This window comes from Kribbella catacumbae DSM 19601, assembly GCF_000372465.1.
GTDB classification, from domain to species: Bacteria; Actinomycetota; Actinomycetes; order Propionibacteriales; family Kribbellaceae; genus Kribbella; species Kribbella catacumbae.
Map to the genome: position 1 here is coordinate 83,589 of NZ_AQUZ01000009.1, position 26,756 is coordinate 110,344.

Annotated in this window: 23 protein-coding genes and 1 pseudogene; 17 read left to right on the forward strand and 7 right to left on the reverse strand. The window is 67.5% G+C overall.

Going from position 1 to position 26,756, the window contains the following annotated elements; all coding sequences use genetic code 11:
* The first annotated feature begins 76 nt into the window (after positions 1-76).
* Together A3ES_RS0112195 and A3ES_RS51210 are read left to right on the forward strand one after the other, a co-directional pair.
* Positions 77-802 carry an SDR family oxidoreductase gene (locus tag A3ES_RS0112195; protein ID WP_020387096.1) on the forward strand — a complete coding sequence of 242 codons (726 nt, stop codon included), beginning with the start codon at positions 77-79 and terminating at the stop codon, positions 800-802.
* 455 nt (positions 803-1,257) lie between these two features.
* A pseudogene (locus A3ES_RS51210) lies at positions 1,258-2,172 on the forward strand (MFS transporter); the annotation flags it as partial.
* Positions 2,173-2,236: 64 nt separating this feature from the next.
* On the opposite strand, the gene A3ES_RS0112205 reads toward A3ES_RS51210, so the two are convergent.
* Entirely contained in the window at positions 2,237-2,962 is a 726-nt protein-coding gene (locus A3ES_RS0112205) for a hypothetical protein (RefSeq protein ID WP_237744928.1), read from the reverse strand.
* Between the two features lie 55 nt (positions 2,963-3,017).
* Between A3ES_RS0112205 and A3ES_RS0112210 the strand changes: the two genes are divergently transcribed.
* A complete protein-coding gene (locus tag A3ES_RS0112210) occupies positions 3,018-3,662 on the forward strand; it encodes an IclR family transcriptional regulator (RefSeq protein ID WP_020387098.1) in 645 nt (214 codons plus the stop codon).
* A gap of 735 nt (positions 3,663-4,397) precedes the next feature.
* On the opposite strand, the gene A3ES_RS0112215 is transcribed toward A3ES_RS0112210, so the two are convergent.
* Complete coding sequence (locus tag A3ES_RS0112215; RefSeq protein ID WP_020387099.1) at positions 4,398-4,871, reverse strand: Lrp/AsnC family transcriptional regulator; 474 nt, start codon at positions 4,869-4,871, stop codon at positions 4,398-4,400.
* Positions 4,872-5,050: 179 nt separating this feature from the next.
* Here A3ES_RS0112215 and hppD point away from each other — a divergent pair, with 179 nt between their 5' ends.
* From hppD to A3ES_RS0112250, 7 genes are all read left to right on the forward strand, one after another.
* On the forward strand, positions 5,051-6,253 hold the full coding sequence (gene hppD / locus A3ES_RS0112220) for a 4-hydroxyphenylpyruvate dioxygenase (protein WP_020387100.1): 1,203 nt from the start codon (positions 5,051-5,053) through the stop codon (positions 6,251-6,253).
* 238 nt (positions 6,254-6,491) lie between these two features.
* Positions 6,492-6,962 carry a DUF2690 domain-containing protein gene (locus A3ES_RS0112225; RefSeq protein ID WP_020387101.1) on the forward strand — a complete coding sequence of 157 codons (471 nt, stop codon included), beginning with the start codon at positions 6,492-6,494 and terminating at the stop codon, positions 6,960-6,962.
* A 39-nt stretch (positions 6,963-7,001) separates the two neighbouring features.
* Positions 7,002-8,375, forward strand: coding sequence for an FAD-binding oxidoreductase (locus A3ES_RS0112230; protein WP_020387102.1), 1,374 nt, complete (start codon positions 7,002-7,004; stop codon positions 8,373-8,375).
* Positions 8,376-8,546: 171 nt separating this feature from the next.
* Positions 8,547-9,152 (forward strand): hypothetical protein, encoded by a 606-nt coding sequence (locus tag A3ES_RS0112235; protein WP_020387103.1) that lies wholly within the window; start codon positions 8,547-8,549, stop codon positions 9,150-9,152.
* 6 nt (positions 9,153-9,158) lie between these two features.
* A complete protein-coding gene (gene cseB, locus A3ES_RS0112240) occupies positions 9,159-9,857 on the forward strand; it encodes a two-component system response regulator CseB (RefSeq protein ID WP_020387104.1) in 699 nt (232 codons plus the stop codon).
* A complete protein-coding gene (locus A3ES_RS0112245; RefSeq protein ID WP_020387105.1) occupies positions 9,857-11,101 on the forward strand; it encodes a HAMP domain-containing sensor histidine kinase in 1,245 nt (414 codons plus the stop codon). Before cseB ends, A3ES_RS0112245 begins: the two co-directional genes overlap by 1 nt.
* An 81-nt stretch (positions 11,102-11,182) precedes the next feature.
* Positions 11,183-11,608, forward strand: coding sequence for a hypothetical protein (locus A3ES_RS0112250; protein WP_026162801.1), 426 nt, complete (start codon positions 11,183-11,185; stop codon positions 11,606-11,608).
* Between the two features lie 67 nt (positions 11,609-11,675).
* Here the strand turns inward: A3ES_RS0112250 and A3ES_RS0112255 are convergent, their stop codons facing one another.
* From A3ES_RS0112255 to A3ES_RS0112265, 3 genes are all read right to left on the reverse strand, one after another.
* Entirely contained in the window at positions 11,676-15,446 is a 3,771-nt protein-coding gene (locus A3ES_RS0112255) for an endo-alpha-N-acetylgalactosaminidase family protein (RefSeq protein WP_083933390.1), read from the reverse strand.
* A 168-nt stretch (positions 15,447-15,614) separates the two neighbouring features.
* Complete coding sequence (fahA, locus tag A3ES_RS0112260; RefSeq protein ID WP_020387108.1) at positions 15,615-16,817, reverse strand: fumarylacetoacetase; 1,203 nt, start codon at positions 16,815-16,817, stop codon at positions 15,615-15,617.
* Positions 16,814-17,665, reverse strand: coding sequence for a hypothetical protein (locus A3ES_RS0112265; protein WP_020387109.1), 852 nt, complete (start codon positions 17,663-17,665; stop codon positions 16,814-16,816). The genes fahA and A3ES_RS0112265 overlap by 4 nt, the downstream gene beginning before the upstream one ends.
* A gap of 76 nt (positions 17,666-17,741) precedes the next feature.
* On the opposite strand from A3ES_RS0112265, the gene A3ES_RS0112270 reads away from it, so the two are divergent.
* Positions 17,742-18,932, forward strand: a complete 1,191-nt coding sequence (locus A3ES_RS0112270; protein ID WP_020387110.1) for a homogentisate 1,2-dioxygenase — start codon at positions 17,742-17,744, stop codon at positions 18,930-18,932.
* Between the two features lie 148 nt (positions 18,933-19,080).
* Here A3ES_RS0112270 and A3ES_RS0112275 read toward each other — a convergent pair whose 3' ends face one another.
* Entirely contained in the window at positions 19,081-19,767 is a 687-nt protein-coding gene (locus tag A3ES_RS0112275) for a type IV toxin-antitoxin system AbiEi family antitoxin domain-containing protein (protein ID WP_020387111.1), read from the reverse strand.
* Positions 19,768-20,219: 452 nt separating this feature from the next.
* On the opposite strand from A3ES_RS0112275, the gene A3ES_RS0112280 reads away from it, so the two are divergent.
* Positions 20,220-20,702, forward strand: coding sequence for a hypothetical protein (locus tag A3ES_RS0112280; protein ID WP_237744929.1), 483 nt, complete (start codon positions 20,220-20,222; stop codon positions 20,700-20,702).
* A gap of 147 nt (positions 20,703-20,849) precedes the next feature.
* Here the strand turns inward: A3ES_RS0112280 and A3ES_RS47030 are convergent, their stop codons facing one another.
* On the reverse strand, positions 20,850-21,656 hold the full coding sequence (locus A3ES_RS47030) for a polysaccharide deacetylase family protein (RefSeq protein WP_020387113.1): 807 nt from the start codon (positions 21,654-21,656) through the stop codon (positions 20,850-20,852).
* 50 nt (positions 21,657-21,706) lie between these two features.
* Here A3ES_RS47030 and A3ES_RS47035 point away from each other — a divergent pair, with 50 nt between their 5' ends.
* The 5 genes from A3ES_RS47035 (at position 21,707) to A3ES_RS0112310 (ending at position 26,750) form a co-directional block, all read left to right on the forward strand.
* Entirely contained in the window at positions 21,707-22,654 is a 948-nt protein-coding gene (locus A3ES_RS47035; protein WP_020387114.1) for a 5'-nucleotidase C-terminal domain-containing protein, read from the forward strand.
* A 51-nt stretch (positions 22,655-22,705) separates the two neighbouring features.
* Complete coding sequence (locus A3ES_RS0112295; RefSeq protein ID WP_237744930.1) at positions 22,706-23,401, forward strand: FadR/GntR family transcriptional regulator; 696 nt, start codon at positions 22,706-22,708, stop codon at positions 23,399-23,401.
* Entirely contained in the window at positions 23,398-24,156 is a 759-nt protein-coding gene (locus tag A3ES_RS0112300; protein ID WP_020387116.1) for a creatininase family protein, read from the forward strand. Before A3ES_RS0112295 ends, A3ES_RS0112300 begins: the two co-directional genes overlap by 4 nt.
* Before the next feature lie 103 nt (positions 24,157-24,259).
* Complete coding sequence (locus A3ES_RS0112305; RefSeq protein ID WP_020387117.1) at positions 24,260-25,213, forward strand: CE1 family esterase; 954 nt, start codon at positions 24,260-24,262, stop codon at positions 25,211-25,213.
* Between the two features lies 1 nt (position 25,214).
* Positions 25,215-26,750: an AbgT family transporter gene (locus A3ES_RS0112310; protein ID WP_020387118.1), complete on the forward strand. Its 1,536-nt coding sequence runs from the start codon at positions 25,215-25,217 to the stop codon at positions 26,748-26,750.
* The last annotated feature ends 6 nt before the right edge of the window (positions 26,751-26,756 follow it).

The following is a 26,756-nucleotide window of genomic DNA, read 5'->3' on the forward strand; positions in this document are numbered from 1 at the left end:
GCGCCAACCAGGGACCGCCGATCCCAGGCTCAGCCCGCTCTGCCTGGACCGGGCGAAACGGCCAAAGCTGAAGACCATGACCAACAAGATCGCACTCATCACAGGCGCCAACAAAGGAATCGGCAAGGAGATCGCCAGGCAGCTGGGCGAGGCGGGCTACACCGTCCTGATCGGGGCCAGGGACCTGGCTCGGGGCGAGGCCGCGACCAAGGAACTCGTTGCCGATGGCATCAAGGCCGAGACGATCCAGCTGGAGGTGACCGATCCCGACTCGGTCCGAGCGGCCGCCGCCAAGATCGAGGCCGACCACGGCCGGCTCGACGTCCTGGTCAACAACGCCGCGATCATCCCCGCCGGCGACGCGGGCGTGACCGAGATCGCCGCGGACGTGCTTCGCGCAGGGTTCGAGACCAACGTGATCGGCCTGGTCGACGTCACCAACGCCCTGCTTCCAGTACTGCGCAAGGCCCCCGCCGCCCGCATCGTCAACCTGTCCACCTCACTCGCGTCCTTCACGCTCGTCGGCGATCCCGACTCGCGGATGTCGACCGTCCGGACGCTCGGCTACAACTCGTCCAAGGCCGCGGTCAACATGGTCACGGTGATGCTCGCCAACGAGCTCCGTGGCTCCGGAATCCTCGTCAACGCCGCCGACCCGGGCAACTGCGCGACGGACATGGGCGGCTGGGACGCAGCCCGTACGCCGGCCGAGGGCGCGGCCGTCGCCGTACGGCTCGCCACCCTCGACGCTGACGGCCCGACCGGCGAAGTCCACGCGGAGGCCGGCCGCCTGCCCTGGTGACGCATTCTTCACGTCGTGACATAAGTTCAGGTCTGTGGCCCGTCTGCTGACCGACATCCGTCCGCTGAAGGAGTCAGCTGACTTCCGCCGGTTGTGGATCGGCTCGTCGGTCTCGCAGCTGGGCCAGCAGATGACCGCGGTGACGGTCGCGATCCAGGTCTACGCACTGACCCACTCGACCTTCTCGGTCGGCCTGGTCGGACTCTGCTCGCTGGTCCCACCAGGGTGTGTCTCCTTGTCTCGTGCGTGCTGCGCGGCACTCGGCACGGCACCTGACAAGGAGACACACCCTAGTCATCTTCGGGCTGTACGGCAGCGCGATGGCCGACGCCATCGACCGCCGTACGTTAGTGCGCCGTGTCGGAGGTTCCGTTGCGCTACCGGCGCCCAGGCACGCACCTGACCACCGCTATCGCTAACGCAACCTCCGACACGGCGCACTAACGCTCGTCTCGTCCGGCGGTCTTTGGCTGCTCTCGATGGTGCTGGTCGCCCAGTCCGAGCTGCACTGGAACCGGGTCTGGGTCCTGTACGCCGTCGTCGCCGTGCAGTCGGCGTGTTTCGCGGTCAACAACCCGGCACGGTCCGCGATCATCCCGCGGCTCGTCCGCCCGGAACTCCTGCCGGCCGCGAACACGCTCAGCCAGGCCGCGTTCAACCTCGGCTTCACGGCCGGCCCGTTGCTGGGTGCCGTGGTGATCGCCTGGCAGGGGTTCGGCGCGGCGTACCTGGTTGATGTCCTCACCTTCACCGCCGCGCTCTACGCACTGTTCCGGCTGCCTCCGGTCCCGCCGACCGGGCTGGTACGCCGGGCCGGCCTGCGCTCGGTACTGGAGGGCTTCAGCTTCCTCCGGGCTGCTCCGGCGCTACTGGCGACCTTTGTCGCCGACATCCTGGCGATGGTGTTCGCTCAGCCGCGAGCGCTGTTCCCAGCCGTGGCTGGCGGCTTCTTCGCGGGCGGCGTACGGACTGTCGGTCTGCTGCAGGCCGCGCCGGCGATCGGGGCGCTGGTCGGCGTGCTGTTCTCCGGCTGGGTGAGCCGGGTCCGGCGGCAAGGCGTGGCGATCGTGGTGGCGATCACCGTCTACGCCACCGCGGTCGGGCTCTTCAGGTTGTCGCGCACGATCTGGCTCGGCGTCGCGCTGCTGGCCTTGTCGGGGTGCGGCGGACATGGTCAGCTCGGCGTACCGGAACACCGTCTTACAGTCAGCCGCCCCGGACCCGATGCGCGGTCGGCTCCAGGGCGTCTTCATCGTGGTCGTCGCGTGCGGCCCGAGGCTCGGCGACTTCGTGGCCGGTACGACGGCCTCACTCACCACCCCGACGATCGCGCTGCTAGTGCGCCGCCGTGTGCATCGTCGGCCTGCTGATCCTGCTCGCCTGGAACAAGCCCTTCCGCCGGTACGACTCTGAGGTCCGCGCACTGCGCTGACCTCACCCGCCGGTCGCCAGCTCCTTCAGCACCGTGCCCCAGGACGGCATGTCCGGGTTGATCCGGGTAACGGGCTTACCGCCGACGGTGACGACCGGGCGGTCGCCGAGCGGCTTCTTGAGCTTGATCGGGATGAGCTCGATCTTGCTGTCCGGTGGGCACGGCTCGGTGTCGTCGATCAGCGCGGTGATCTTGTCGTCGGCCTCGGTGACGATCAGTTCGGACGAGCAGTTGAAGCCGAGGCCGAACAGCAGGTTCGCTTCTTTGTCCTTGATCGGGTTCTGCGTCCACTTGAGGTACTTCGGCGGGTTGCCCTTGATCAGCTGGTAGCCGGCGACCGGCTGCTGCGTCTTCTCGCGGACCTCGCCCTCACCGTCGCTGATGAAGTTGCCGAAGATCTTGTCGACGCACGGGTCGGCGTCCGTCTCCTTCTCGTCGATCGCGCCCCAGGCCTTGGCCGCCTGGTAGCAGCCGTTCGCCTCCCGGTTGAGCGAGACGTTGAACCCGACAAGGGCGAGCGCGGCGATCACCAGGGCGCCGGCGAGCATCCGCCGGGACCGGATCTGCCGGGGCCCGAGGGCGGCCGGTTCCTCGCCGCCGGGCGACTGCCGGAACAGGCCCAGCATGCTGTTCGTCCACTGCGGATTGATCAGGGTCGGGACGGCGTACAGCAGGATCAGACCGACGCAAATGGCGATCGCGGGGAGCAGCGCCCAGTAATTTCGCACGGCAGCAAGATACGGGGCCATCGGGCCGTGACCGAAAAACGGTTACGCTTCGGCTGTGCCCGCTGAGACGTCCCAGACGCTGGATCGGGGACTCACCGTCCTCGAGTTGCTGGCGGACGCCCCGGACGGCCTGTCCATCACCGAGCTGGCCGCCTCACTAAGCGTGAGCAGGACTGTCGTCTACCGCCTGGTCAACACGCTCGAACTCCACCGGCTGGTCCGCCGCGACAGCGAGGGCCGCGCCCGGCTCGGCCTCGCCGTGCTGCACTACTCCCGCCGGGTCCAGCCGACCCTGCGAGACGCCGCCCTGCCGGTACTGCGCTCGCTCGCCGAAGACACCGGCGCGACGGCCCACCTGACCGTGGCGGACGGTGACGAGGCGCTCGCGATCGCGGTGATCGAACCGAGCTGGACCGACTTCCACGTCTCGTACCGGATGGGTTCCCGGCACGCCCTCGACCAGGGCGCGGCAGGCAAGGCGATCCTGGCCGGCCGCCGCAAGCCCGACCCCGCCGGCCGCCCCTTCGTCATCACCGCCGGCGAACTCCAGGCAGGCGCCCAGGGCGTCTCCTCCCCGGTCCTCGGCGTCCCAGGCGTAGAAGCCTCCATAGGCGTAGTAGTCCTAGGCAAACTCGACCGCGACTTCGTAGGCCCCCGAGTAGCCCGCGCCGCCGTAGAAGTAGCCAAACGCCTCGCCTAACCCCAGCAACAACCTCACGCCGCTCCGCATCACCTCGCGTCTTCCCCGTGTCTCGTGCGACCTCGCATCTCCCCGTGTCTCGTGCGACCTCGCATCTCCCCGTGTCTCGTGCGACCTCGCGTCTTCCCCGTGTCTCGTGCGACCTCGCGTCTCCCCGTGTCTCGTGCGACCTTGCATCTCCTCGGGTCTCGCGTCACCTGGCGTCACGCTCGCAGTCCGCCACAGGTCCATCCCGCCCGACAGCAGGCATGGATCAGTCCGCCCAGCCCTGGCGTGCGCCACGAGCGATCTGGGCGGACCTCCACCACTGACCAACTCGAGCTGAGGCCGGTTGCCCACGCTCAGCCGGGCCTCCGCAGACGGCGCTGGGTGGGTTTGCTGAGTGGTGGCGGTCCGAGTGCCCCGGGCGCGGGACTCGCGACGCTTCGCGTCGCCTCGTGGCTTGACGTCCGGGGACCAGCCGTCGCCCGGCTCGTGACGCTGCGCGTCACCTCGCGACAGAAACTGCAGGGGCGGTCGCCAGCGCGCCCAGGTGGGTGAGGCGCCGGGCAGGCACAGGTAGGTGAGGCGCCGGCAGGCTCGTGACGCCGCGCGTCACCTCGCGACTGAAACTGCAGCGAGCGGGGTCGCCGGCAGGCACAGGTAGGTGAGGCGCCGGCAGGCTCGTGACGCTGCGCGTTACCTCGCGCCTTGTCTCGCGCGACCTCGCATCGCCTCGCGGGCATCGCCCGCCCGTTAGGGATGAGTAGCTGCGTGCAGCAGCGGCAATACGCGATGGGGCACCTGCTCGGCGAGCGCGATGACTGTCGAGGCTCGTTGGATGCCTCGGACGATGACTACCTGGTCGATCACCCGTTGAAGGTCCGCGTTGGAACGTGCCACGATCCGGCACCACAGATCCTCGGCGCCGGTGATGGTGTAGACCTCCAGGACCTCGGGGATTGCGGCGAGGGCTGCTGCGACCGCCGTGTGGCCTGAGCCTTGTTCGATTTGTAGGGTCGCGAAGGCTGTGACCGGGTAGCCGATGGCGGTGGTGTCGACGTCTGGGCCCCAGCCGCGGACTACGCCGTCGCGGGAGAGGCGGTCGAGGCGGGCCTGGACGGTGCCGCGGGCGACGCCTAGCCGGCGGGATGCCTCCAGGACGCCGACGCGTGGCTCGGCGGCGAAGAGATCGAGGATGCGGGCATCCAGCGCGTCCACTCCAGCCATGTGCCCTCCTTTAGTGTCCCGTAGTCGAGATGGCTTGACGCTGGTCAGGGTGACCAAATAGTCCACAAGAAGCCTGAGAATCCTGATCAGAGTGTCCAGTGAAACATACTTCTGTTGCGCAACCTGTCCGGGCCGGGCAAAGCTCAACCCGAAAGCCGACCCCGACCGGGAGGACCCCGATGACCAGCACCGACCTCACCCCCGCAGAGCTCGACGCCGATCTGGACCTCGACCAGTTGAAGCAGCTTGTCGGCCTGGTGCCGTACGACGAGAGCACCGACCCGTTCCCCGTCACCGCCATGGACGCCGTCGTGTTCATCGTCGGGAACGCGACCCAGACCGCGAAGTACTACCAGCTCGCGTTCGGGATGGACCTGGTCGCGTACTCAGGCCCGGAGACCGGCAACAAGGACAGCAAGGCCTTCGTGCTCAAGGCCGGCTCGGCACGGTTCGTCATCACCGGTGGCGTGACCCCGACGAGCACCCTGCACGAGCACCACCGCAAGCACGGCGACGGCGTCAGCGACATCTCGCTCGAGGTGCCGGACGTCGACAAGTGCATCGCGCACGCCCGCGCCCAGGGCGCCACGGTGCTCGAGGAGCCGAACGACGTGACGGACGAGTACGGCACCGTCCGCCGGGCCGCCATCGCGGCGTACGGCGACACGCGGCACTCGCTGATCGACCGTTCGAAGTACGACGGCCCGTACCTGCCCGGCTTCGTCGAGGCGCAGACGGCCGTGACCCGGCCGGAGGGGCACCCGAAGCGGCTCTTCCAGGCGGTCGACCACGTGGTCGGCAACGTCGAGCTCGGCCTGATGGACGAGTGGGTCAGCTTCTACAACAAGGTGATGGGCTTCGTGAACATGGCGGAGTTCATCGGCGACGACATCGCCACCGACTACTCCGCGCTGATGAGCAAGGTGGTCGCCAACGGCAACCACCGGGTCAAGTTCCCGCTGAACGAGCCGGCCATCGCGAAGAAGAAGTCGCAGATCGACGAGTTCCTGGAGTTCTATGACGGCGCCGGCGCCCAGCACATCGCGCTGGCCACCAACGACATCCTGCGCACCGTCGACATCATGCGCGCCAACGGCGTCGAGTTCCTGAACACGCCCGACTCGTACTACGAGGACCCGGAGCTGCGGGAGCGGATCGGCCAGGTGCGGGTGCCGATCGAGGAACTGCAGTCGCGCAAGATCCTGGTCGACCGCGACGAGGACGGCTACCTGCTGCAGATCTTCACCAAGCCGATCGGTGACCGGCCGACGGTGTTCTACGAGCTGATCGAGCGGCACGGGTCGCTCGGCTTCGGCAAGGGCAACTTCAAGGCGCTGTTCGAGGCGATCGAGCGCGAGCAGGAGCGCCGCGGCAACCTGTGACCGTTGTCCCGACCGACAGGACATAGTCGGCCGTTCGGCCGCCCGCCACGCTCACGGAGCCGGCGGCCGGCCGCGATACAGGCAGTATGTCCTGTCGGTCGGGACACATACCCACCGTGACCCATTCGCGACACACCGTCCTGTGTCCGATTACCGGATTGACTGTCAGGTCAGGGGAGGTTCGCGTACTCTGCCCAATGAGTGTGCGTCGGGGCGTGCGCTCAGGAAGGGTTTTCCGATGAAGACACTGGGCATTTTGCTCAGCACCGCGGGTCTGGCCGGAGGCGGCGTCATCGCCCTGGCCACCTCAGCTCAGGCGGCACCAGCCGCGACCTGCTCAGGTGCCACATCCATCTCGTCCGCAAGCATCCTGCGCGACCATCGACCTCCCAGTTGGGGCAGTGTCCGGCTCGTCCGTGACAGCTGTTCGCAGTACTGGGCCGAGATCACCATGAATCCGCGGCTGACCACCAACCAGAAGGCCAACGCCTATCTGGTCCAGTACGGCGGCGCCAACGCCGGCCGCAGTCTGTCCTGTGACAGCAGCGGTGGCAACGGCGCCGTGACGGCCGGGCAGCGAACCTGCCGGACGCCGAAGGTGAAGTCCACCGACGGCGGCGTCACGTTCGTCGCGATCGCCCGCGAGTTCCACAACTACGGCAGCGGCTACAAAGAGATTTCGGAGAACGCCACCGGGCGGACCCGCTAACCACTGCCATAGGCCCGGAAACCGCCTAGGCTCACGGATATGAACGATCTAGTCGAGCGTCTTCGGCAGGTGCTGCCGCCGGAGGCGCTGGTGACCGATCACGACCGGATCCAGAGCTACCGGTACGACCGGGCGATGTTCTGCCCGGCCGGCGAGCCGATCGCGGTGGTGCTGGCGCGGGAGACCGCTCACGTCCAGGCGGCGGTGAAGATCGCCGCCGACGCGGGCGTCCCGGTCGTGCCCCAAGGTGCCCGGTCCGGGCTCTCGGGCGCGGCGAACGCGCTCGAGGGCTGCCTGGTCATCTCGCTGGAGAAGATGGACAAGATCCTCGAGATCGAGCCCGTCGACCGGTACGTCGTGACGCAGCCCGGCGTGTTCAACGCCGTCCTGTCCCGCGCGGTGGCCGAGCAGGGGCTGTTCTACCCGCCCGACCCGTCCAGCTGGGAGTTCTGCTCGATCGGCGGCAACCTGTCGACCAACTCGGGCGGCCTGTGCTGCGTGAAGTACGGCGTGACGACCGACTACGTGCTCGCCCTCGAAGTGGTGCTGGCCGACGGCCAGGTACTGCGTACCGGCCGGCGCACCGTCAAGGGTGTCGCGGGCTATGACCTGACCAAGCTGATCGTCGGCAGTGAGGGCACTCTCGGCATCATCACCGAGGCGACGCTGGCCCTACGGCCGCAGACGGCCCGGCCGCGCACGATGGCGGCCCTGTTCGATTCCGGTGTCGCGGCCGGCGAGGCGATCGTCGAGATCATCCGCAGCGGCGTCTCGTTGTCGCTGCTGGAGATCATGGATCGGACCACCATCAAGGCGGTCAACGACTACAAGCGGATGGACCTGCCGACCGAGGCCGCAGCCATGCTGATCGCCCAGTCGGACGCGGGTGGCGAAGCCGGTGCCGCCGACGTGGCGACCGTGGCCAAGCTCTGCCGCCAGTACGGCGCGATCGAGTGCATCGAGGCGGACGACCCGGCCGAGGGCGAGTTGCTGCTGGAGGCCCGGCGGGCGGCGCTGATCGCGCTGGAGCAGCTCGGGACGACGATGATCGACGACGTCTGCGTACCGCGGTCCCGGCTCGCGGACTTCATCGGCGCGGTCGAGCAGATCGCGCTCGACCTGGACATCACTGTCGGTGTGCTCGGTCATGCTGGAGACGGCAACATGCACCCGACCGTCGTGTTCGACGAGACCGATCCGGAGCAGGCGGCGCGGGCGCAGGCGGCGTTCGACAAGATCATGGAGGTCGGTCTGGAGCTGGGCGGCACGATCACCGGCGAGCACGGTGTGGGGGTTCTGAAACGCGATTGGCTGGTGCAGGAGATCGGCCCGGTGGCGATCTCGGTACACCGCGCGATCAAGGCTGCCTTGGACCCGAAAAACATCCTGAATCCGGGCAAGGTCGTTTCGTGAGGGTTCTTCCAAGTTCTGTGACTGAACCGCAACGGAACTGCCGAGGCCATTCGACGTTCATGGCCGTCGAATGTGACGTGCCGGCCGCACTATGGAAGGCAGTTGTCTGAAACCGGGGGTCAGTTGTCTGAAAACGGGGGAAACATGGTGAGGCGAGGCAGGAGGTCACCCATGCGAGCAAGGCAGTTTCTGCCGGCCGCGCTGGTACTGGCCGTTCTCGTCGTGCTCTCCGGCTGCGCGAACGGCAGCGGCCTGCGGGTCGAGGGCGCCGACGCGCCGGTCGCCACGTCAACACCCGTTCCGTCGATCAACCGCGGCTTCGGCCCGAGCGAGACGACGACACCCGAGGTCACTCCGGCCGTGATGACGCTGCCGGAGGTCCGCGCCAGCCTGCTCGCCGAGAAGAGGCTGGATCCGTACTTCCGCCAGGTGCTGGTCGGCTGCACGCAGATCCAGCGCTGCCTGACCCGGGGCGCCTCCGTCGACGTGATGAAGAGCGGCCGATCGCAGCTGGTCGTGCTGATCCACACGATCGAGAAATTCGTCATCGGGGCTGTTCTGATGGCCGCCACGCCGACCGGACCACGCCAGGTTTGGAGTTTGAAGGCCGAGCAGTTGAAGATCAATCCCAGCCGGCAGGGCGACCTGGTGGTGGAATCGCAGCTATTCACGCTGGACGACGCGCCTTGCTGCCCGTCCGGACGCCGGGTCGAGGTCTACCGTTGGGTCGGCGGTCAGATGACCAAGGTGAGCAAGAAGGACCAAGAGGGAGACTGAACTTCGGTGGTACCGGAAGAACCGGCAGCGCGCATCCTGATGGTCGAGGACGACGCGGTGATCCGTGAGGCGACCCAATTGACCCTCGAACGCCATGGGTACGACGTCACGACGGCCGAAGACGGCCTGGAGGCGATCGAAAGTTTCGAGAAGATCCATCCGGACGCGGTGATGCTCGACATCATGCTGCCCGGCCTGGACGGCATCTCCGTGTGCCGGCGGATCCGGGAGACCAGCACGGTTCCGATCGTGATGGTGTCCGCCCGCGGCGACGCGCTGGACGTAGTACTCGGGCTGGAGGCCGGCGCGGACGACTACGTCACCAAGCCGTTCGACACCCAGGTGCTGGTGGCCCGGTTGCGTGCCGTGATGCGGCGGGCGGTGGCCGATCCTGAGCGGCCGGCTCCGTCGACCGGCGCGAGCGTGGAGTCGTTCGGCGATCTGGAGCTGGATCGCGAGGCACTCGAGGTACGGCGGGGCGGCAGCACCGTCCAGCTCACCCCGACCGAGCTGAAGCTGCTGATCGAGTTCGCCAACAACCCGGGCGTCGTGCTGAGCAGGTCCACCCTGCTGCAGCGCGTCTGGGACTACGAGTGGGGCGGCGACGGCCGGCTGGTCGACGTCCACCTGCAACGCTTGCGGACCAAGATCGGCGCGGACCGAATCGAAACCGTGCGCGGATTCGGATACAAGCTGCGCGCCTGATGGGCCTGAGGAGCAAGCTAGGCCTCATCTTCGTCCTGGTCTCTTCGCTCGCGATTCTGGTGTTGTGCGTTGCGGTCTATACCCAGGCCCAGTCGGCCCGGCTGGACCGCACGCGCAGTTTCGCGGACGAGCGGATCCAGCTGGCGGCGCAGAGCTACGACCGCAGCGGAGTACCGGTGTTCGGGGCCCGGCTGGAAGACCCGGATCTGCCGCCGCAGTTGCGGGACGCGGTGATGGACGGCAAGCGGGCCACCTTCAAGACCGGCTCGCCGAACGCCAAGATGTGGGCGGCCGTCGGCGTCAAGGACGGCCAGATCCTGTCGATCGTGCAGGACTACGACGTCAACGACCCGTCGATGAACGCCTTGCGCCGGGCGCTGATCATCGGCGGCATCGGCACGGTCGCCCTGGTCGCGCTGGTCAGCGTTGTTGCGGCCGGCAGCCTCTCCCGCCGGATCGTTTCAGTCGCCGGTACTGCGCGCCGCATCGCCGCGGGGGATCTCGACGCGTCGGCCGCGGGCGCCGCGGGCAAAGGCAAGGACGAAGTCCAGGCGCTGGCGACGGCCCTGGACACGATGGCCAGTTCGTTGCGCGGCCAGCTGGAAGCCGAGCGAAGATTCACCGCGGACGTCGCCCACGACCTCCGTACGCCGGTCACCGGCCTGCTGACCGCCGCCGAGCTGTTGCCCCCTGGCCGGCCCAGTGAGTTGGTCCGCGACCGCGCCAAGGTACTGCGGCGGCTGGTCGAGGACCTGCTCGAGATCGCCCGGTTCGACTCCGGCGTCGAGCAGGCTGATCTGGAGCACGTCGGACTGGGCGCGTTCGTGGGATCGGCCGTCGGCCGGTTGCGGATGCAGCAGTCGCTGGCGCCGGACAGTGTCGTGGTCCACCGGATCGGCCGGGAAGAGACGGTGTCCACCGACTCGCGCCGGATCGAGCGCATCCTGGCGAACCTGATCGTCAACGGACTGCGGCACGGCCTGCCGCCGATCGAGGTGACCGTGCAGGGCCGGACCATCGAAGTGGTGGACCATGGCAACGGTTACCCCGAGGAGTTGATTGCCGAGGGCCCCCGTCGGTTCCGGTCCGGGATGGCCGAGCGAGGCGTCGGGCACGGCCTCGGCCTGACCATCGCCGCCGGACACGCGAAGGTGCTCGGCGCCGAGCTGACCTTCGGCACGGCACCCGGCGGTGGTGCCTGCGCTCGGCTGGTTCTGCCCGATAGTCCTGAGACGGAGTCGTAACACAACCTTTCGCGAAGCCGCAGCGTCTCCCCTCATGTCGGGTTCACCAGAACCTGTTACATACGAGGGGAAACCAAGAAAATGCGCACTCGCTCTCAGGTCGTTCGTCGTTCCTTCGCTGTGGTTGCCGGGATCGCTCTGGCCGCCGGTGGGGTCGGCGTGGCCGGCGCGTTGCAGGCCAACGCGACGCCGGACCAGACCACCAGGATCACCAGCACGGACGTCGCGGCCAAGCCGTCGATCACGATCAAGTCGGACAAGGCGACGGCGAAGGTCTGGACCAAGGTCTCCTTCACCGGCAAGACCACTGGCATCGCCGCCAAGTCCGTCGTCCAGGTGCAGCGCCTGCAGAGCGGCAAGTGGGTCAACTTCCCGGCCACCACCAAGGTGACCAGCAAGGGCACCTACTCGGTGTGGGTGCAGAGCGGCCGCGTCGGCGTGAACAAGTTCCGCGTAGTGACCGCCAAGGCCACCAGCACCGCCGTATCAATCAACATCGTCAAGTGAGCAAGCGAAAGCGGCGCCACCCTCGGGGGAGATGGCGCCGCTTTCCCATTGTCTAGTGCACCGTGGTCTAGCGGGTTCCGTAGACGTTCAGCTCGGCGGCCGAACCGAAGACGGCGCCGTTGAGTGAGCTGGTGCCGACGAACTTGACGTATCGGCCCGCCTTAGCGGTGAAGTCCAGCCGCTGGGTGTCCTTGGAGTTGGGGAACTCACCGGTCTTCACCGGCGTACCCCAGTTCTGCCCATCGGCACTGACGTAAACCTCGTACCCCTTGAACATCCCGTTCGTCCCGCTCTGCCGCGGCAGGTAGCTGAACCCGTTCACCTGGTACGCCGTACCGAGGTCGAGCGTGATGTGGTGGGGATAGCCGGCCGGAGTCGGCACCTGGGACCAGGCGGAATGCCAAAGCGTGCTGGGGTTTCCGTCCAGTGCAGCGATGGCCGCCCCATCGGTCGCGACGTCCTCGCTGCTGACGTCGGTCACCTTGATCCGCGACTGCGGAACGATTCCCGGCGGCAGCAGAGTCGCCTCAGCTGACGTGGACGCCTGACCACCGGTTGCCGTGAGCACGTACTTGCCCGCAGGTGTCCCGGCAGGAGGCGTGACCGACCAGGTCGTCGTGACACTGGTGCCAGCGGCAACAGTCGCGTGCGTGGCCGGCGTAGTCGCCGCGACGGTCCAGCCCGCCGGAGCCGCGAGCGCCAGCGTGATGTTGTTGACGGCAACCACATCGTTGTTGGTGTACGTGCTGACCACCGTGTTCTCCTCGCCGGAGACCATGCCGTTGAGGCCGGCCCCGGACAAGCTCAGCGAAGTACAGTCTGCTGCTTCGCTGGAAGCGCCGAGGTCGGTGACGGCGAAGTTGTCCATCACGAAGTCGGCCTGGTCGCCGCCGGAGGAGAGTTTGCGGAGGCCGACCCAGTAGTCGCCACCGCACCCGGCCACGAACTCCTGGCTGAACGTCGCCTTGGTCCGCTGGGCGCCGATCGGGGTGGCCTTCACCTCAACGGATTTGGGCCGGTCCACGCCCTGCACCCAGGTGTACTGCCTGGCCTGACCACTCTCGTAGTCGAAGCTGACCTTGTACTTGTGCCCTGGCGTGAACGGCACGGTCGCCGGGGTCGTCCGGTAGACGAGTCCCTGGTTCTCCTCATGCGACTTCAGCGACCATTCGCCGTCGAGCACATCGTCGACGAGCTTCCCGTTCCAGCCCGCCTGCGTGTACGGCGCGTGCTTGCTAGCCAGGACGGTCCGGGGGTCGGTGGTGCCACCCGCATCGCCCTTCACGAACGGGCCCCAGCCCTGGTCGACATTCTCGAAGTCGTCGACCAGACCGGCTGCCGGGCGCTTGGTCTCGACGACCCGTACGTCGTCGATGCGGACCCGGGCCGCGCCGCTGACGGCCTTGATGGTCAGGTCGGCCGTGATGCCCTTGGCCTCGAAGACCACCCGCGCCCGCTGGTAGTACAGGCCCTGCTTGTCATCGGCGGCAACGCGGTTCATCGCGGTGGACCGGTCGACGACGACGGAGGTGCCATTGACGTCGAGCGTGGTCTTGCGTGATTTGCCCGGCTCGACCTCGATCCACGCGGAGGCGCTGTAGGTGCGGCCGGGGACGAGGCCGCGGATCCGCTGCTTGAGCGTGGTGTGATCCGCTCCCAGCTCGGCGACGTGCTGACCGTTCGGAAGCGTGGCGATCGACGCGTTGCCGGCCGGGTCCCAGGCGTTCAGGTCGCCGGCGTTGAAGCCGGGGTCCTGCAGATGACTACCCTCGCCCCACTGCGGGTCCGCCAGCCGCGGCGCCTGCTCGGGGTACAGGACATAGGGCTGGCCCGGATTGGCGGCCAGCGTCACCTTGCCGTTGCGCACGGGCGCAGTACCGAGCCTGACGCGGCCTGTGTCGGTCAGCTTGTAGACGGTGAAGCGGTCCGTGCTGAAGGCTGCCGGGACCTGCCAGGTGGTCGCGCCACCGGCCGGGTTGTAGTGGTAGAGCTTCTTGTTGCCGTCCCACGGCAGCAGGTACTTGTCGCCGTCGAGCACCTTCGCGCCGCCGACGCTGACCGTGCGCTTGCCATTGGCAACCGTTCCCCGGACGCCGCCGCTGAAGGAGATCTCGTTGCTGTTCCAGTCGAGGATCTTCTGCTGCTGGAGGAACTTGGCCGGCAGGTTGCGCTGCCAGATGTTGGCGTAGAAGGCGTTCCAGTCGGTCTCGCCGGTCCAGCCCTCGAACTCGACGATCGACGTCTGGCCGAGGATCGGGTCGGCGTTCCAGACGTCCTTCTCGTGGTTGCGGACGAACCGGATGATCTGGGAGTTGAGCCCCTTGTTGGTGGCGCCGCCGTAGTCGAGGTCGTTGGCCCAGTGCGACCACAGCGACGAGCGCTCGAACCGGTCGGCCCACTCGGTGCCGATCTGCCAGCCCTGGTCGGCGAGTTGCCGGCTCAGGCCGTCCGCGAGCCAGCCGGACTGGTAGTACACGTCGATGTACAGCTCCCGCAGGTTCTCGTCGGTCTCGTCCCGCAACTGCTGGAAGCGCTTGACGATGTTGCTGGAGGCAAGGTCAGGACGTTGCTTGATGTAGTAGCTCTGGTTCAGCCAGTTCCAGCCCTTGCTGGTCTTGTCGACCAGATCCTCGCTGAACGCGTCGGCCTCCGGGTAGGACTCGGTCGCGTTCACATGTACACCGAAGGCGGCGTTGTAGTCCTTGCCCTTCTTCAGCAGCGTGTTGAGGTCCGTGAGACCGCCGGCCCGCACGTTGTAGTTGCCGCCATAGTCCGGATGGGCCGAGTCGTGGCCTTCCGAGCCGTAGCCCTTCAGTAGCGCCATCTGCCCGAGACCGTCGGTCGCGAGCGAGATCCGCTTGACGTCATCGAGCGTGCGCAGGAACGGATGCGTCGCCTGGCTGGCGAAGTTGAACGGGATGTGGGTCACCACCCGGTTCTTGACCTGGTCGCCACCCTTCGGCTCCGTCATGATCGAGCGGAACGCGATCGCGCCGTCCTGCCAGTCGACGCCACCGTCGTTGTTGGCATCCGGCGTCACCACGACCTTTGCCCACGGCAACGGCTCGGTGTACGGCGAGGTGTCGGCGCGATAGGTCCATTGGCCGCTCCAGACGCCGACCCGGCTGGTCCCGTCGGCAGCCTTGCGGGCCCGGTGCCAGAACCGCGCGCCGTCGTCCACGGACTGCCCGGACGGCTTGTCGTAGACCGAGTTCGACTCGATCCCGGCGGCCAGCCCGCTGGTGTTCACGAACGCGTACGCCGCTCCGGTGGCGGCCGGCTCGGCCGTGGTCGCCGCGGTCACCGGGGTGATCTTGTCGGCGGTCCGCGTGGAGTCCGGATCGAGCGTGGTGAAGGCGGTGGTCGCACCCGCATCGGTGCTCGCGACGGAGACCAGGTCATGGTCCGGAATGTCGATGGTGCGCACCCGGGCGGCCTCGGTGTCGCGCACCGCGTCGATGCTGAAGGTGGTCACCCGGCCGCTCAACGCCAGGCTCGCATCCAGTTCGACGCCAGGCAGTGCATCGAAGGCGAGCTTGTACGTCGCCCGGTTGCCGCTGACCGTCGGCGGTGCGGTCAGCCGGGCGGTCCGGGCGGTGCCGTTGACGGTGACGGTCGAGATCGCGTCGGGCTGTCCGCCCAGCGACTTGCCGGACGCGTTGTCGGCGTACCGGATGACGCGCGGGAAGTCGGCGGCGACGGTCACGGTGAGTTCGGGGGAAGTCAGCGTGAGGTCCGTCGCGGCGGGGCCGGCGGTGGCAGCGGTGGGTGGAATGGCGACGAGCAGGCCGGCCGCGAGCACGGCGGCTGCTAAGGCGGGAATTACGGGTCGAGGCACGGTACGACTCCTGACGGGCGGGTCACTGTGTCAGGGATTCTGTGTACGTAACCGCAAGAAGTCAAGAGAAACAAACACTAATGAACATATTTGGTGAACGATTAAGTTGGACGTGTCCAGACGTGCGGAGGCCTCCTGCCGTACTCAAGGAGTGGATCGAGGCCTCGGTTAGTGGGCGGGAAGGATGCGGCCGGTGACCGAGCCGAGGCCGATGGTGGTGCCGTCGGGGGTGGTCGCGCTGGCCGTGATGGTGACCTCGTCGCCGTCCTGCAGGAAGGTGCGTTCCTCGCCCTTCACCATGATCGGTTCGCGGCCGCCCCAGCTGAGTTCGATGAACGAGCCGCGCTGGTCTTTCTCCGCGCCAGAAACGGTGCCGGAGGCAAACAGATCGCCGGTCCGGACCGAGGCGCCGTTGACCGACAGGTGGGCAAGCATCTGAGCCGGTGACCAGTACATGTCCCGGTACGGCGGACTGCTGACGTGCTCGCCGTTCCAGTACACCTCGAAGGTGATGTCGAAGTTCGTCAGCGCGTCGCCGGCCAGGTAGGGCAACACGGCAGGCTCCTGCTTGCCGAGCGGGACGGCGGCCGCTTCGAGTGCCTCCAGCGACACGACCCAGGGCGAGATCGAGGTGGCGAACGACTTGCCGAGGAACGGGCCGAGCGGCACGTACTCCCACGCCTGCAGGTCTCTCGCCGACCAGTCGTTGACTACGACAACGCCGTACACGTGATCCTTGAAGTCCTCGACCGAGACGGGCTGGCCGAGCGTCGACGGGCTGCCGACGACGTACCCGAGCTCCACCTCGATGTCGAGTCGCTGCGACGGCCCGTACGTCGGTACTGCGTCCGCGGGCGCCTTCCGCTGGCCGCTCGGCCGCACGATGTCGGTGCCGCTGGCAACAACTGTGCCGGCCCGGCCGTGATAGCCGACGGGGAGGTGTTTCCAGTTCGGTAGCAGCGGTTCGGAGTCCGGGCGGAACAACCGGCCGAGGTTCGTCGCGTGCTGCTCCGACGCGTAGAAGTCGACGTAGTCGGCGACCTCGAACGGCAGTTGCATGGTCACCGCGGACTGCGGGATCAGGTGCGGTTCGACGGCGTCGCGGTTGATTTCGTTGCGGACCAGGTCGAGCAGCCACTCCCGGGTCGCGTGCCAGGCCGGGCGGCCGAGCGCGAGGAAGGCGTTCAGCGTCGGCTCGGCGAACAGTTGCGAGCCGTCGAGCATCTGCGCCGACGCGACCGGGGCGAGATCGATCAGCTGGTCGCCGATCGCCGCGCCCATCCTCGGCTCCTCGTCGCCGAGCCGGAAGATGCCGAGCGGCAGGTTCCCGGGCCCGAACGGGGAGTTCGCGGGGATGTCGATCCAGGTCACTGGGCCTCCAGCAGGTTCAGTGCGGTCAGGTCGTGGCGGGGTTCGTCGATACTGCACGACCCGAAGGAGGTGAACCACCTGCGGGTCCCTTCGGCCTGCTCGTCCGAGAGGCCGGCTGCCGTCGCGGCGAGTCTCTCACCGGCCCGCTCCTCCAGTACTGCGGCCACCTCGTCCTGGCCGGCGCCGTCGAGTGAGGCGCGGGTGGCGAGCAGGACGTTCAGGAAGCCGTGATGCTCGAAACCGGTGTCTTCGGCGGTATGGCGAACTGCGTTGTGCAGACCGGCCGTGCACTTGAAGGCCACCTCGCGATCGAGGCAGGCGGTGATGAAGGCGGCGACCTGGTCGGCCGTCGGGAAGAGCGACGCGTCCAGGCCGCCGGTGCGCAGCTTGGCCGCGTACCCGGCGTCGGCGACGACATCGAGCGCGCGCTCCCAGGCGCCGTCCAGGCCGATCTCCACGAAAGCGCTCTCTTCGTCCAGGCAGTCGTCGCAGGCGCGGACCACGCGCAGCGCGTTGCGGGACAGGTCGTCCTCGTTCCGCAGGCGCACCTCGATCGCCTTGACGACAACGTCGGCTGAGCGGTCGCCGTACCGGACGGCCGGTTCGATCCCACCCGCGCCGCCGGTGATGACGACGGCGACCTCGAGCGGTTCGCCGGCCCTGGCGGCCTCCGCGGCCACTTTCATCAGGTCCTCGTCGGTGCAGATGAGCGGACCGACCAGCCCGGCGTACGCCGACTGGCGGTGCAGGCGGTGCGCAGCGACGGCATCGACCAGGGGAAGGTCGCCGGGCGGGAACATGGCCGCGTCGTCGACCAGGTGCCGGAACAGGGCAGGGATGGTTGACATGAGTCCGAGCCTAACGGATGCTTTCGGTAAGCGGACACTGGTGTTCGATAATCGGATTTGGTTTGGGAGAAGGGTCATGGCGTTCTATCGGCAGGCAGGGCGGATTCCGCCGAAGCGGCACACTCAGTTCCGCAAACCGGACGGCGGCCTGTACTACGAGGAGCTGATGGGCGAGGAGGGGTTCTCGTCGGACTCGTCGCTGCTGTACCACGCGGGGGTGCCGTCGGCGATCGTCGACTCCCAGATCTGGGAGCTGCCCGATCTGGCCACCACGCCGAACCACCCGCTGACGCCACGGCACCTGAAGCTGCACGACCTGTTCCTGACCGGCGAGGGCAACAATGTCGTCGAGCACCGCCGGCTGGTCCTCGGCAACGGCGACGTCCGCATCTCGTACGTCGTCGCGGACGACGCGTCGTCGTATTATCGCAACGCCATCGGTGACGAATGCGTCTACATCGAACGCGGCTCCGCGACGGTCGAGACCAGCTTCGGTGTGCTGCCGGCGGCCGAGGGTGACTACGTGATCATCCCGCGCGCCACCACGCATCGCTGGCTGCCGGGCGCGGACGGCGTACAGGCGTATTGCATCGAAGCCAACAGCCACATCGCGCCGCCCAAGCGCTACCTGAGCCGCTTCGGCCAGTTCCTCGAACACGCGCCGTACTGCGAACGCGACCTGCACGCGCCCGGCTCGACATTTGTTGTTGAGGGCAACGATGTCGAGGTACTCGTGAAGCATCGCGGGAACGGGGCCGGGGGCATTGTGGGCAGCCGGATGACCTATGCGACCCATCCGTTCGACGTGGTCGGGTGGGACGGGTGCCTCTACCCGTACACCTTCAACGTGAGCGACTTCGAACCGATCACCGGCCGGATCCACCAGCCGCCACCGGTCCACCAGGTCTTCGAAGCCAACAACTTCGTCGTCTGCAACTTCGTGCCGCGCAAGGTCGACTACCACCCCTTGTCGGTGCCGGTCCCGTACTACCACTCGAACGTCGACTCCGACGAGGTCATGTTCTACTGCGGCGGCGACTACGAAGCCCGCAAGGGTTCAGGAATCGGCCTGGGCTCCATCTCCCTCCACCCCGGCGGCTACGCCCACGGGCCTCAACCGTCAGCCATCGAAGCATCCCTCGGCGCCGAGTCATTCGAGGAGTTGGCAGTCATGGTCGACACCTTCCGTCCGCTGGAACTCGGCGAAGGCGGCGCGGCCGTCGACGACGGCATCTACGCCTGGACCTGGGCGGGCCGCCGCCTGTAGCCCTTTCCCCACGCAGCTCCTGCATCGCCGCAGCCGGGCAGTCGGTAAACTCCTGGCTGCGGCCGAGGCCCGGCGATACGCTGCGCGAATGGCTGAACTGGTGTCGAAGCGTGCGCAGGTCGCGCGCATCCGCCGTACGGCTTTAGCATCAGTCGGGTTGCTGGAGCAATTCCATGGCTTGCTGGGTGGTTTTGGGGAGTCCGGCTTCTTGGAGGAAGCGGCGGATCAAGGAGCGGCCGTCGCCGAGTGGGGCTCCGTAGCGGTGGGCATAGGGACGTAGCACGTCGCTCAGTTGATCTAGATCGACCACAGCGGTCGAGACCGCATCGCGAACCACGCCGGCAAGGTGACCGCCGTCGGTCTGGCTTGCGGCTAGATCTTCGATGGTCCTCGTCGCGGTGGTGACTGGAAGGCCGCTGGCGAGGGACCACGCGTCCGCCGGCAGGTCGGTACTGCGGACGTGGATCCGGATGTCTTTGCGGCGAGTCTGTTTGCGACCGTTGACGGTGAACTCGAAGAGATCGGCATCGAGGTCACCCAGTTCGAGAAGGCGCGCGGCGGAACGATGCGAGACGACCGCATCGATCGGTTGCTCGCTGATCCGCTGTGAGGCGGTCCGCTTCGGGTCCAGAAGGAGCCAGGCCGCTCGCAGGTCGTCCCGCGGGTCGTATCCGCTGCCATTGACCTTGTAGACGCCGTGCTCGAGACGCCGGAGCACCTCGTCGCGGGCAAGCCTGGCCATCGTCGGCCCGGAGACCCCCACGGCAGCAGCTTGTGCCGTCGTCACTAGCCCCCACTGCTCGCTCGCGAGATCTGCGATGTCGAGTAGCGCCACTGCATCACCTCCTCATTGCTACTGCAATATTAGCTCATAGCGACAATTTTGCAGTAGTAGGTCGCGATTGGAAGGCGAGTTGCAGGCGATGCGGTGGGGGGAGTTCTCGCGATGAGGTGGTTGGAAGCGGACCGCCGGCACTCATGAAGTCGTCTCTGGTGGTGTTGGCTTGGTGTGGCTGAGCGTGCGATGGGCGGTGGGCAGCTGCTTTGTGAGTGTTGCCGGTCCGGGTGGCCGGCGGACCACGGTGCCGGGGACGTAGTACGTGTCGGTGGGCGGGCGGACCTGTGGGCTGAGAGGGTGGGGGGATGAGCGATCAGGGTCCGGTGCAGACGTTTGTGGTGGGCGTTGATCGGCAGGCTGCGGCGCAGCGGCGGGTTGTGGTTCGGAAGGTGCAGCGGCGAGGGGCTTGGGCGACTCTGGCGGTTGGGGCCTTGGGCATCGTTGGGGCTGTGGCCGCGTTGATGGCCTTTCGGGGCGCGGGGTTGTGGCCGTTCGCGTTGTTGTTGATCGCGGCAATGGTTCCGCTGGTACTGAGCACCGTCCAGGCGTTGCGGCTGGACAGCGAGCGGCAGCGGTGGATTGCCGCCAACGAGTTGCCGCCGGTGGCGATGCGCATGTCGCCCAAGGGTCTGGAGCTGGCCTGTGAAGGTGCCGCGTACCCGGTGATCCTGCCGTGGGGGACGGTGCACGGGTTCAAGCAGGTGAAGATCTTCGGGCAGTTCGTGCTCGAACTGAAGCTTGCCCCAGGCATCGGTGCGACCACCGCCGGAGTACGAGGGCTGGACCAGCCGGCGGTGAGAGCGGTCGTGAAGCCGAGTCCGCTGCTCAAGCCGACCGGCCTCTATCTGGTGAAATCCCTCGACCAGCCCGTCCACGTGATCGACCAGGCCCTGAAGCACTTCTCCAACGGCAAAGCGTCGATCGTCAGCTAGCGGCAAGGCTCAACACCATGAACGAGAGCTTCACGGTAGGTCTCAACCACCAAGAGGTACTGCGGCGCCGAGCGACCGTACGGCGGACGCGGATGATCGGCGGCAGCGTAGTGTTGCCGGCGATCCTCGCCCTGGCCCTCAGAAGACTCAGCAGGGCAGCGCGCGGAACGAATACCCCTGGGCGGTCAGTTGGGTCAACGCCCGGTCAAGCGCGGCGACGGTTTGGGGGCGGCTGCCGCCGCCGTCGTGCATCAGGATGACGGCGCCGGGGTGTGCGCCGCGCAGGATCGCGCGCTCGATCTTGGCCGCGCCCGGCTTCTCCCAGTCCAAGGTGTCGACGTCCCAGAGCACTTCCCGCTGGTGGTTCGCCGCCGCGACCGCCGCCACGGTCGCGTTCGTGTCGCGGTACGGCGGCCGGAAGCACTTCGACTTCACGCCGCTGAAGATCTCCTGCCGGATCCGCTGCGGGGTCAGGTGCGTGAGCAGCGGGTGGTCCCAGGTGTGGTTGCCGATGGTGTGCCCCTGGGCGCGGGTGGTCTCGACCAGTTCCGGGTACTTCGCTGCCTCACGCCCCAGCACGAAGAACGTCGCCTTCGCGCGATGCCGGGCGAGCACGGCGAGCACTTTCGGGGTGAAGATCGGCTGCGGGCCGTCGTCGAAGGTCAGGTAGATCACCTTGCCGTCGTTGCCCAGCGTCCAGTCGGCCGCAACCGTAGTACCGGTTGGGTGGCTCTTCCGCCCGGCCGCGCTCGGCCGATGACCTGGCTTCGACGAGCCCACCTTCTGCTTCGAGAACTTCGCCTGAATCGGCTTGGCGGGCGCCCGCCAAGCCGGACTGGAGGCGACCCGATGGTTGCCGGCGGCAGACGGTGTGGGCGGTTTGGCCGCGTGGGCCAGGGCGGCTCCGAACAGAATGGCGGCGACGAGCAGCAGTTTGCCGGGCGGCAAGGTCATGGGCGGCATCCTCTCCCGGCGACCGGGCCATCCCCGCATCACCCCCCGGCGTGGCGCACGTATCGTGCCTCTCGGGCAGGCCATTCGGGCTCACAAGCACCAGCCGCCTAAGTAAAGAATCCGACCTGCACGGCAACGTCTTCAACTGGGACTACTTCAAGAACGCGGAGTACGACGACACCGCGCACAACGACATCGGCCTGGCCAAGATCTCCACCCTGGTCGACGCGGTCCGCAGCCAGATCGCGGCGGACCGGCGGGCGCCCAAGCCGCTGATGCTCGACGCCGGCGACACCATCCAGGGCACGCCGCTGGCCTACTACTTCGCCAAGATCCAGCCCATCACGGGCGGCCACCTGCATCCGATGGCCGCGGCGATGAACGAGATCGGGTACGACGCCGCCGCGCTCGGCAACCACGAGTTCAACTACGGCCTCGACCGGGCGGCCGCGATCCCCGCGGGTGAGGTCTCGGTTCGCGACGTCGCCGGGCTCTACATCTTCGACAACACGCTGATCGCGGTCACGATGACCGGTGCTCAGGTGAAGGACTACCTCGAGTTCTCCGCGCGGTACTTCAAGCAGGTCAGCGGCCCGGGCCCGTTCCCGTCGGACCAGGTGACGAACGCCCCGACGCCGACCGCGCCGAGCGGTACGCCGGACTACAACTACGACATCATGGGTGGCCTGGCCAAGCCGATGGCGTACAAGATCGACATCGCCAAGCCGGCCGGCTCGCGGATCACCGACCTCCAGTGCGGCGGTGTGCCGGTGACTGCCGACCAGCAGTTCGTTGTCGCGGTCAACAACTACCGGCAGTCCGGCGGCGGCAACTTCCCGCATGTCAAGACCGCGCCGGTCGTCTACAACCGCCAGGTCGAGATCCACCAGCTGATGATCGACTACGTCACCACCACCGGCGAGGTGAACCCGAACACCTTCCACGCCACCGACTGGTCCCTGACCGCCAACGGCGCCCCCGTGGTGATCAACCCTTGAGGTAAGAGGCAGACTCTTGACGACGGAAAGGCTAAGTGATTTAGTCACTTCGTGACTTACTCAACGGTGGGCGTGACGCCGAGCCTGTCGGACCGGCTGACCGAGGCGATCCTCGGCATCATCCGGGACGCCGGCCTCGGCCCTGGGGACGCGATCCCGTCGGCACGGGAGCTGGCGAAACGCTTCGAGCTGACCACTCCGACGATCCGCGAGGCCCTCCGCAAGCTGGAGGCCACCGGCGCCGTCGAATTCCGTCACGGCTCAGGCACTTACGTAGGCCCGACGATCAACAACGTCGTCCTCGCCAACCCGCACCGCCCACCGATCACCAAAGAGTCGGTCCTGCAGTTGATCGGCGCACGCCTGGTGATCGAGCCTGCGGTAGCGCGCGAGGCAGCCGTCTCGCGTCAGCCGGAGAACCTCGAGCGACTGGAAGCCGCCGTCACCAACGCGCTCACCCCGCCCGGCGGGCCGGCCTTCGCGTTGAACTTCCATGTGGAGCTGGCAGCAGCCTCCGGCAATCCGCTCGTCGAGGAGTTGCTCGCGTCGCTGCTGAAGGTGCGCGTCCGTGAGCAGCAACAGATCCGCCAGTTGTACGACAACCGCAACCGCGACCACGAGGAGCACCGAGCGATCGTCGACGCGGTCCGGGCCGGCGATGCGGCCGCGGCTGAGCGGCTGACTCGGGAGCATCTTGAGCATATTCAGCGCGCCATCGAGGCTGCTGACTTCCCGGAGTTGCCATGAGCAACAAGTTGGCGGAGATGACCACCGACCAAGCGCGGGATGCCGTCCGGCTGGCGCCGTTGGTGATCATTCCGGTCGGCGCCCAGGAGCAGCACGGCGGTGGGATGGCGATGTCCACCGACACCGTCCGCGCGACCGGCGTCGCCGACTTGGTAGCCGGCCGGCTCGACGGCCGTGCGGTGATCGCCCCGCCGGTCAACTACGGCGTATCGCCACACCACCTGGCCTTTGCCGGCACCATGACGTTGTCCCCAGCAACCTTCCAGTCCGTACTGCGTGAGCTGATCGCCAGCCTGCACCGGCACGGCTGGAACCAGTTCCTCGTCATCACCGGCCACGGCGGCAACAACCCCGCGCTCTCGGTACTGGCCCAGGAGTACGTCCTGCAACCCGATCTCACCTTCGCGTGGACACCCATCACGCCCTTGGTCTCCGACCTGATCGCCGCCATGGAGGTCAGCCAGGTGCACGGCCACGCAGGCGAGGCCGAGACCGCCCAGATGCTCTACCTCGCGCCCGAGCTTGTCCAGGCCGACCTCCTGGAGCCCGGCGCCACTCAGCTAGACGAACTGACTCCGAAAGCCCGGCTGTCCCGGCAGGCCCAAGGTCCACGCCTGTCCGTCGGGTTCGACACGTATCACAAGCGTGGCGTCCTGGGTGATCCCCGACGTGCCACTGCCGAGGACGGCCGGCTCCTGGTCGAGACCGCCGCAGACCGCATTGCTGCCTTCGCCGACGAGTTGCTCACGGCCTGACCTCGCGGTACCCCGCACCACTTCACCTTTCACTGGATCGCCCGATGCGTTCCAGGCGCGTGCCTGCCCGCCTGCAGGCCGCCGGCCCGAGGAGGCACCCCTGATGAACCTCACCCGCCCGAAAACACTGCTCGCCGCAGGCCTGGCCGCGGCCGGCCTGGTGACCGCCGTAGCCAGCTCCCCGTTGCTCCCGGCAACGGCCGCGCCCAGCCAGCAGGTCTCCCGCAGTACAGGTTGTCAGAAGCAATCAACTCAACCGGCTGGCACCAGCGCCGACTACCAGTTGGTCAGCGGCGGAATCACCCGGACTTACCGGCTGCACCTGCCGACCGGGTACCGCGCGCAATCGGCGTACCCGCTGATCGTCGTGTACCACGGTCGGGGCAAGACCGGGGCGTTCACCGAGGCCTTCTCGGATCTCTCCAAGCTGAACGCGATCGTTGCCTACCCCAACGGTGTACTCGGTGACGAGGCCAAGCAGGCCTGGCAAGGCGCGCCGTACTCGGCCAAGGGTGTCGACGACGTGAAGTTCACCGCCGACCTGCTGAACACGCTGGAGGCGGGCTTCTGCGTCGACCGGAACGCCGTGTACGCGACCGGCAAGTCCAATGGCGCCGGGTTCACCGGCATCCTGGCCTGCGTGATGGCCGACCGGTTCGCCGCGATCGCTCCCGTCGCCGGCGCGTTCTACCAGCAGGGCAAGCGATGCGAGCCGAGCCGGCCGATCCCTGTGCTCGACATCCACGGCACCGGCGACACCACCATCCCGTACGACGGCGATGGCGAGCGCGACCTTCCGAGCGTGCAGACGTGGGTCCGCGACTGGTCCGTGCGGAACCAGTGCTCGACGGAGCCGCGGACGAGTCAGCTCGGCGACGACACGCTGATCACCACCTACAAGGGTTGCGAAGCGGACGTAGTACACGTCGCTGTTACCGACGGCGGCCACTCGTGGCCCGGGTCCGACGCGTCCTCGGGGCCTGGTTATGTGACCCAGACCTTCGAGGCGCATGAGCTGATCGGTGCCTTCTTCAAGTCGCACAAGTTGAGGAACTGAGATGACCACGACCGCTACCGATCCGAAGGAGCTGCCACGCCTGGTCCGGGCGATGGCCGTGATCGAGCGGGCCGGCAACGCCCTGCCGCACCCGTTCTGGCTGTTCTGGATCCTGTCCGCGATCCTCGCCGTGGTGAGCGCGATCCTCGCGGCGCTGGACGTGTCGGTGGTCTCGCCGAAGGACGGCAAGACCGTCGCGGTGCAGAACCTGCTGTCCGGCGAGGGCCTGCAGATGGCCGTCTCGACCGCGGTCTCGAACTTCGCCGAGTTCCCGCCGATGGCCACCATCGTCGTGGTGATCATGGGTGTCGCGCTGGCCGAGCGGACCGGGTTCCTGCAGTCGCTGATGAAGGTCAGCGTCTCCCGGGTGCCGACCTCGATGGTGGTCTTCGCGGTCGCGTTCGCCGGCACGATGGCGCACGTCGCCTCCGCGGCGGCGTACATCATCCTGGTACCGCTCGGCGGGCTCGCCTTCCGCGCGGTCGGCCGGTCGCCGATCCTCGGCATCGTGGTCGCCTACACGGCGATCGCCTCCGGGTACGACGCCAGCCCGATCCCGACGCCGAACGACGCGATCTTCGCCGGCATCACCGAGGCCGCGGCCAAGACGGTCGACCCGGACGCGTCGATCTCGCCGCTGTCGAACTGGTTCTTCAACATCGCCTCGTCGGTACTGCTCGCGCTCGTCATCACGCTCGTCACCCGGTTGGTACTGAGCAAGCGCGACGACCTGGAAGCGGATCCGGACGCGCCTGGTGACGATCCGGACGCGCTGCGGCTGTCCGCCCGCGAGCGGACCGGGTTGCTGCGGGCAACGATCGTGTTCGGGCTGGCGGCGGTGGCGGTCGTCGCCGTACTGGTCCCGCACGACTCGCCGCTGCGGGGTGAGAACGGCAGCATCGTCGACTCGCCGTTCCTGGACGGGATCGCGATGGTCGTCGCCGTACTCTTCGGGCTGGTCGGGATCACCTACGGCGTCACGGTCGGGGCGATCGAGAAGGCCGCCGAGGTGACGAAGCTGATGGCGGAGGGAATCAAGCAGATGGCGCCGGTGCTGGTGCTGTTCTTCGCGATCGCCCAGTTCCTCGCCTACTTCAGCTGGAGCCGTATCGGCGACCTGCTGTCGGCCGAATCAGCCCGCTGGCTGGGCGATCTGGGCGCGCCGACGGTAGTGATCTTCCTTGGCATCCTGGTGTTGCTGACGCTGATCAACATCCTCGTCACCAGCGGCTCGGCGATGTGGTCGCTGACGGCACCGATCCTGGTCCCGATGATGCTGCTGCTGAACGTCCCGGCCGAAACCACCCAGGCGCTGTTCCGGATCGCCGACTCGGGCTCGACCGCCATCACCCCCATGAGCCCGTACTTCGTGATGGCACTCGGCTTCCTCCAGCGCTACCGCAAAGACGCCGGCGTAGGCACCCTGGCGTCGTACACGATCCCACTGGCCATCTCGATGACGATCGCCTGGACCCTCCTCTTCCTGGCCTGGTGGGCCCTAGGCATCCCCCTCGGCCCCGGAGCCCCAGTCCGCTAGTGGCGA

Bases quoted from the DNA above. Each gene is read 5' to 3' on its own strand.
- A3ES_RS0112270 (WP_020387110.1), top strand. From the start codon at position 17,742: ATGGCGTTCTATCGGCAGGCAGGGCGGATTCCGCCGAAGCGGCACACT.
- A3ES_RS0112215 (WP_020387099.1), bottom strand. From the start codon at position 4,871: ATGGCTGGAGTGGACGCGCTGGATGCCCGCATCCTCGATCTCTTCGCC.
- A3ES_RS0112305 (WP_020387117.1), top strand. From the start codon at position 24,260: ATGAACCTCACCCGCCCGAAAACACTGCTCGCCGCAGGCCTGGCCGCG.
- A3ES_RS0112265 (WP_020387109.1), bottom strand. From the start codon at position 17,665: ATGTCAACCATCCCTGCCCTGTTCCGGCACCTGGTCGACGACGCGGCC.
- A3ES_RS0112195 (WP_020387096.1), top strand. From the start codon at position 77: ATGACCAACAAGATCGCACTCATCACAGGCGCCAACAAAGGAATCGGC.
- A3ES_RS0112225 (WP_020387101.1), top strand. From the start codon at position 6,492: ATGAAGACACTGGGCATTTTGCTCAGCACCGCGGGTCTGGCCGGAGGC.
- A3ES_RS0112235 (WP_020387103.1), top strand. From the start codon at position 8,547: ATGCGAGCAAGGCAGTTTCTGCCGGCCGCGCTGGTACTGGCCGTTCTC.
- A3ES_RS0112300 (WP_020387116.1), top strand. From the start codon at position 23,398: ATGAGCAACAAGTTGGCGGAGATGACCACCGACCAAGCGCGGGATGCC.
- A3ES_RS0112250 (WP_026162801.1), top strand. From the start codon at position 11,183: ATGCGCACTCGCTCTCAGGTCGTTCGTCGTTCCTTCGCTGTGGTTGCC.
- hppD (WP_020387100.1), top strand. From the start codon at position 5,051: ATGACCAGCACCGACCTCACCCCCGCAGAGCTCGACGCCGATCTGGAC.
- A3ES_RS0112230 (WP_020387102.1), top strand. From the start codon at position 7,002: ATGAACGATCTAGTCGAGCGTCTTCGGCAGGTGCTGCCGCCGGAGGCG.
- A3ES_RS47030 (WP_020387113.1), bottom strand. From the start codon at position 21,656: ATGACCTTGCCGCCCGGCAAACTGCTGCTCGTCGCCGCCATTCTGTTC.
- A3ES_RS0112245 (WP_020387105.1), top strand. From the start codon at position 9,857: ATGGGCCTGAGGAGCAAGCTAGGCCTCATCTTCGTCCTGGTCTCTTCG.
- A3ES_RS0112310 (WP_020387118.1), top strand. From the start codon at position 25,215: ATGACCACGACCGCTACCGATCCGAAGGAGCTGCCACGCCTGGTCCGG.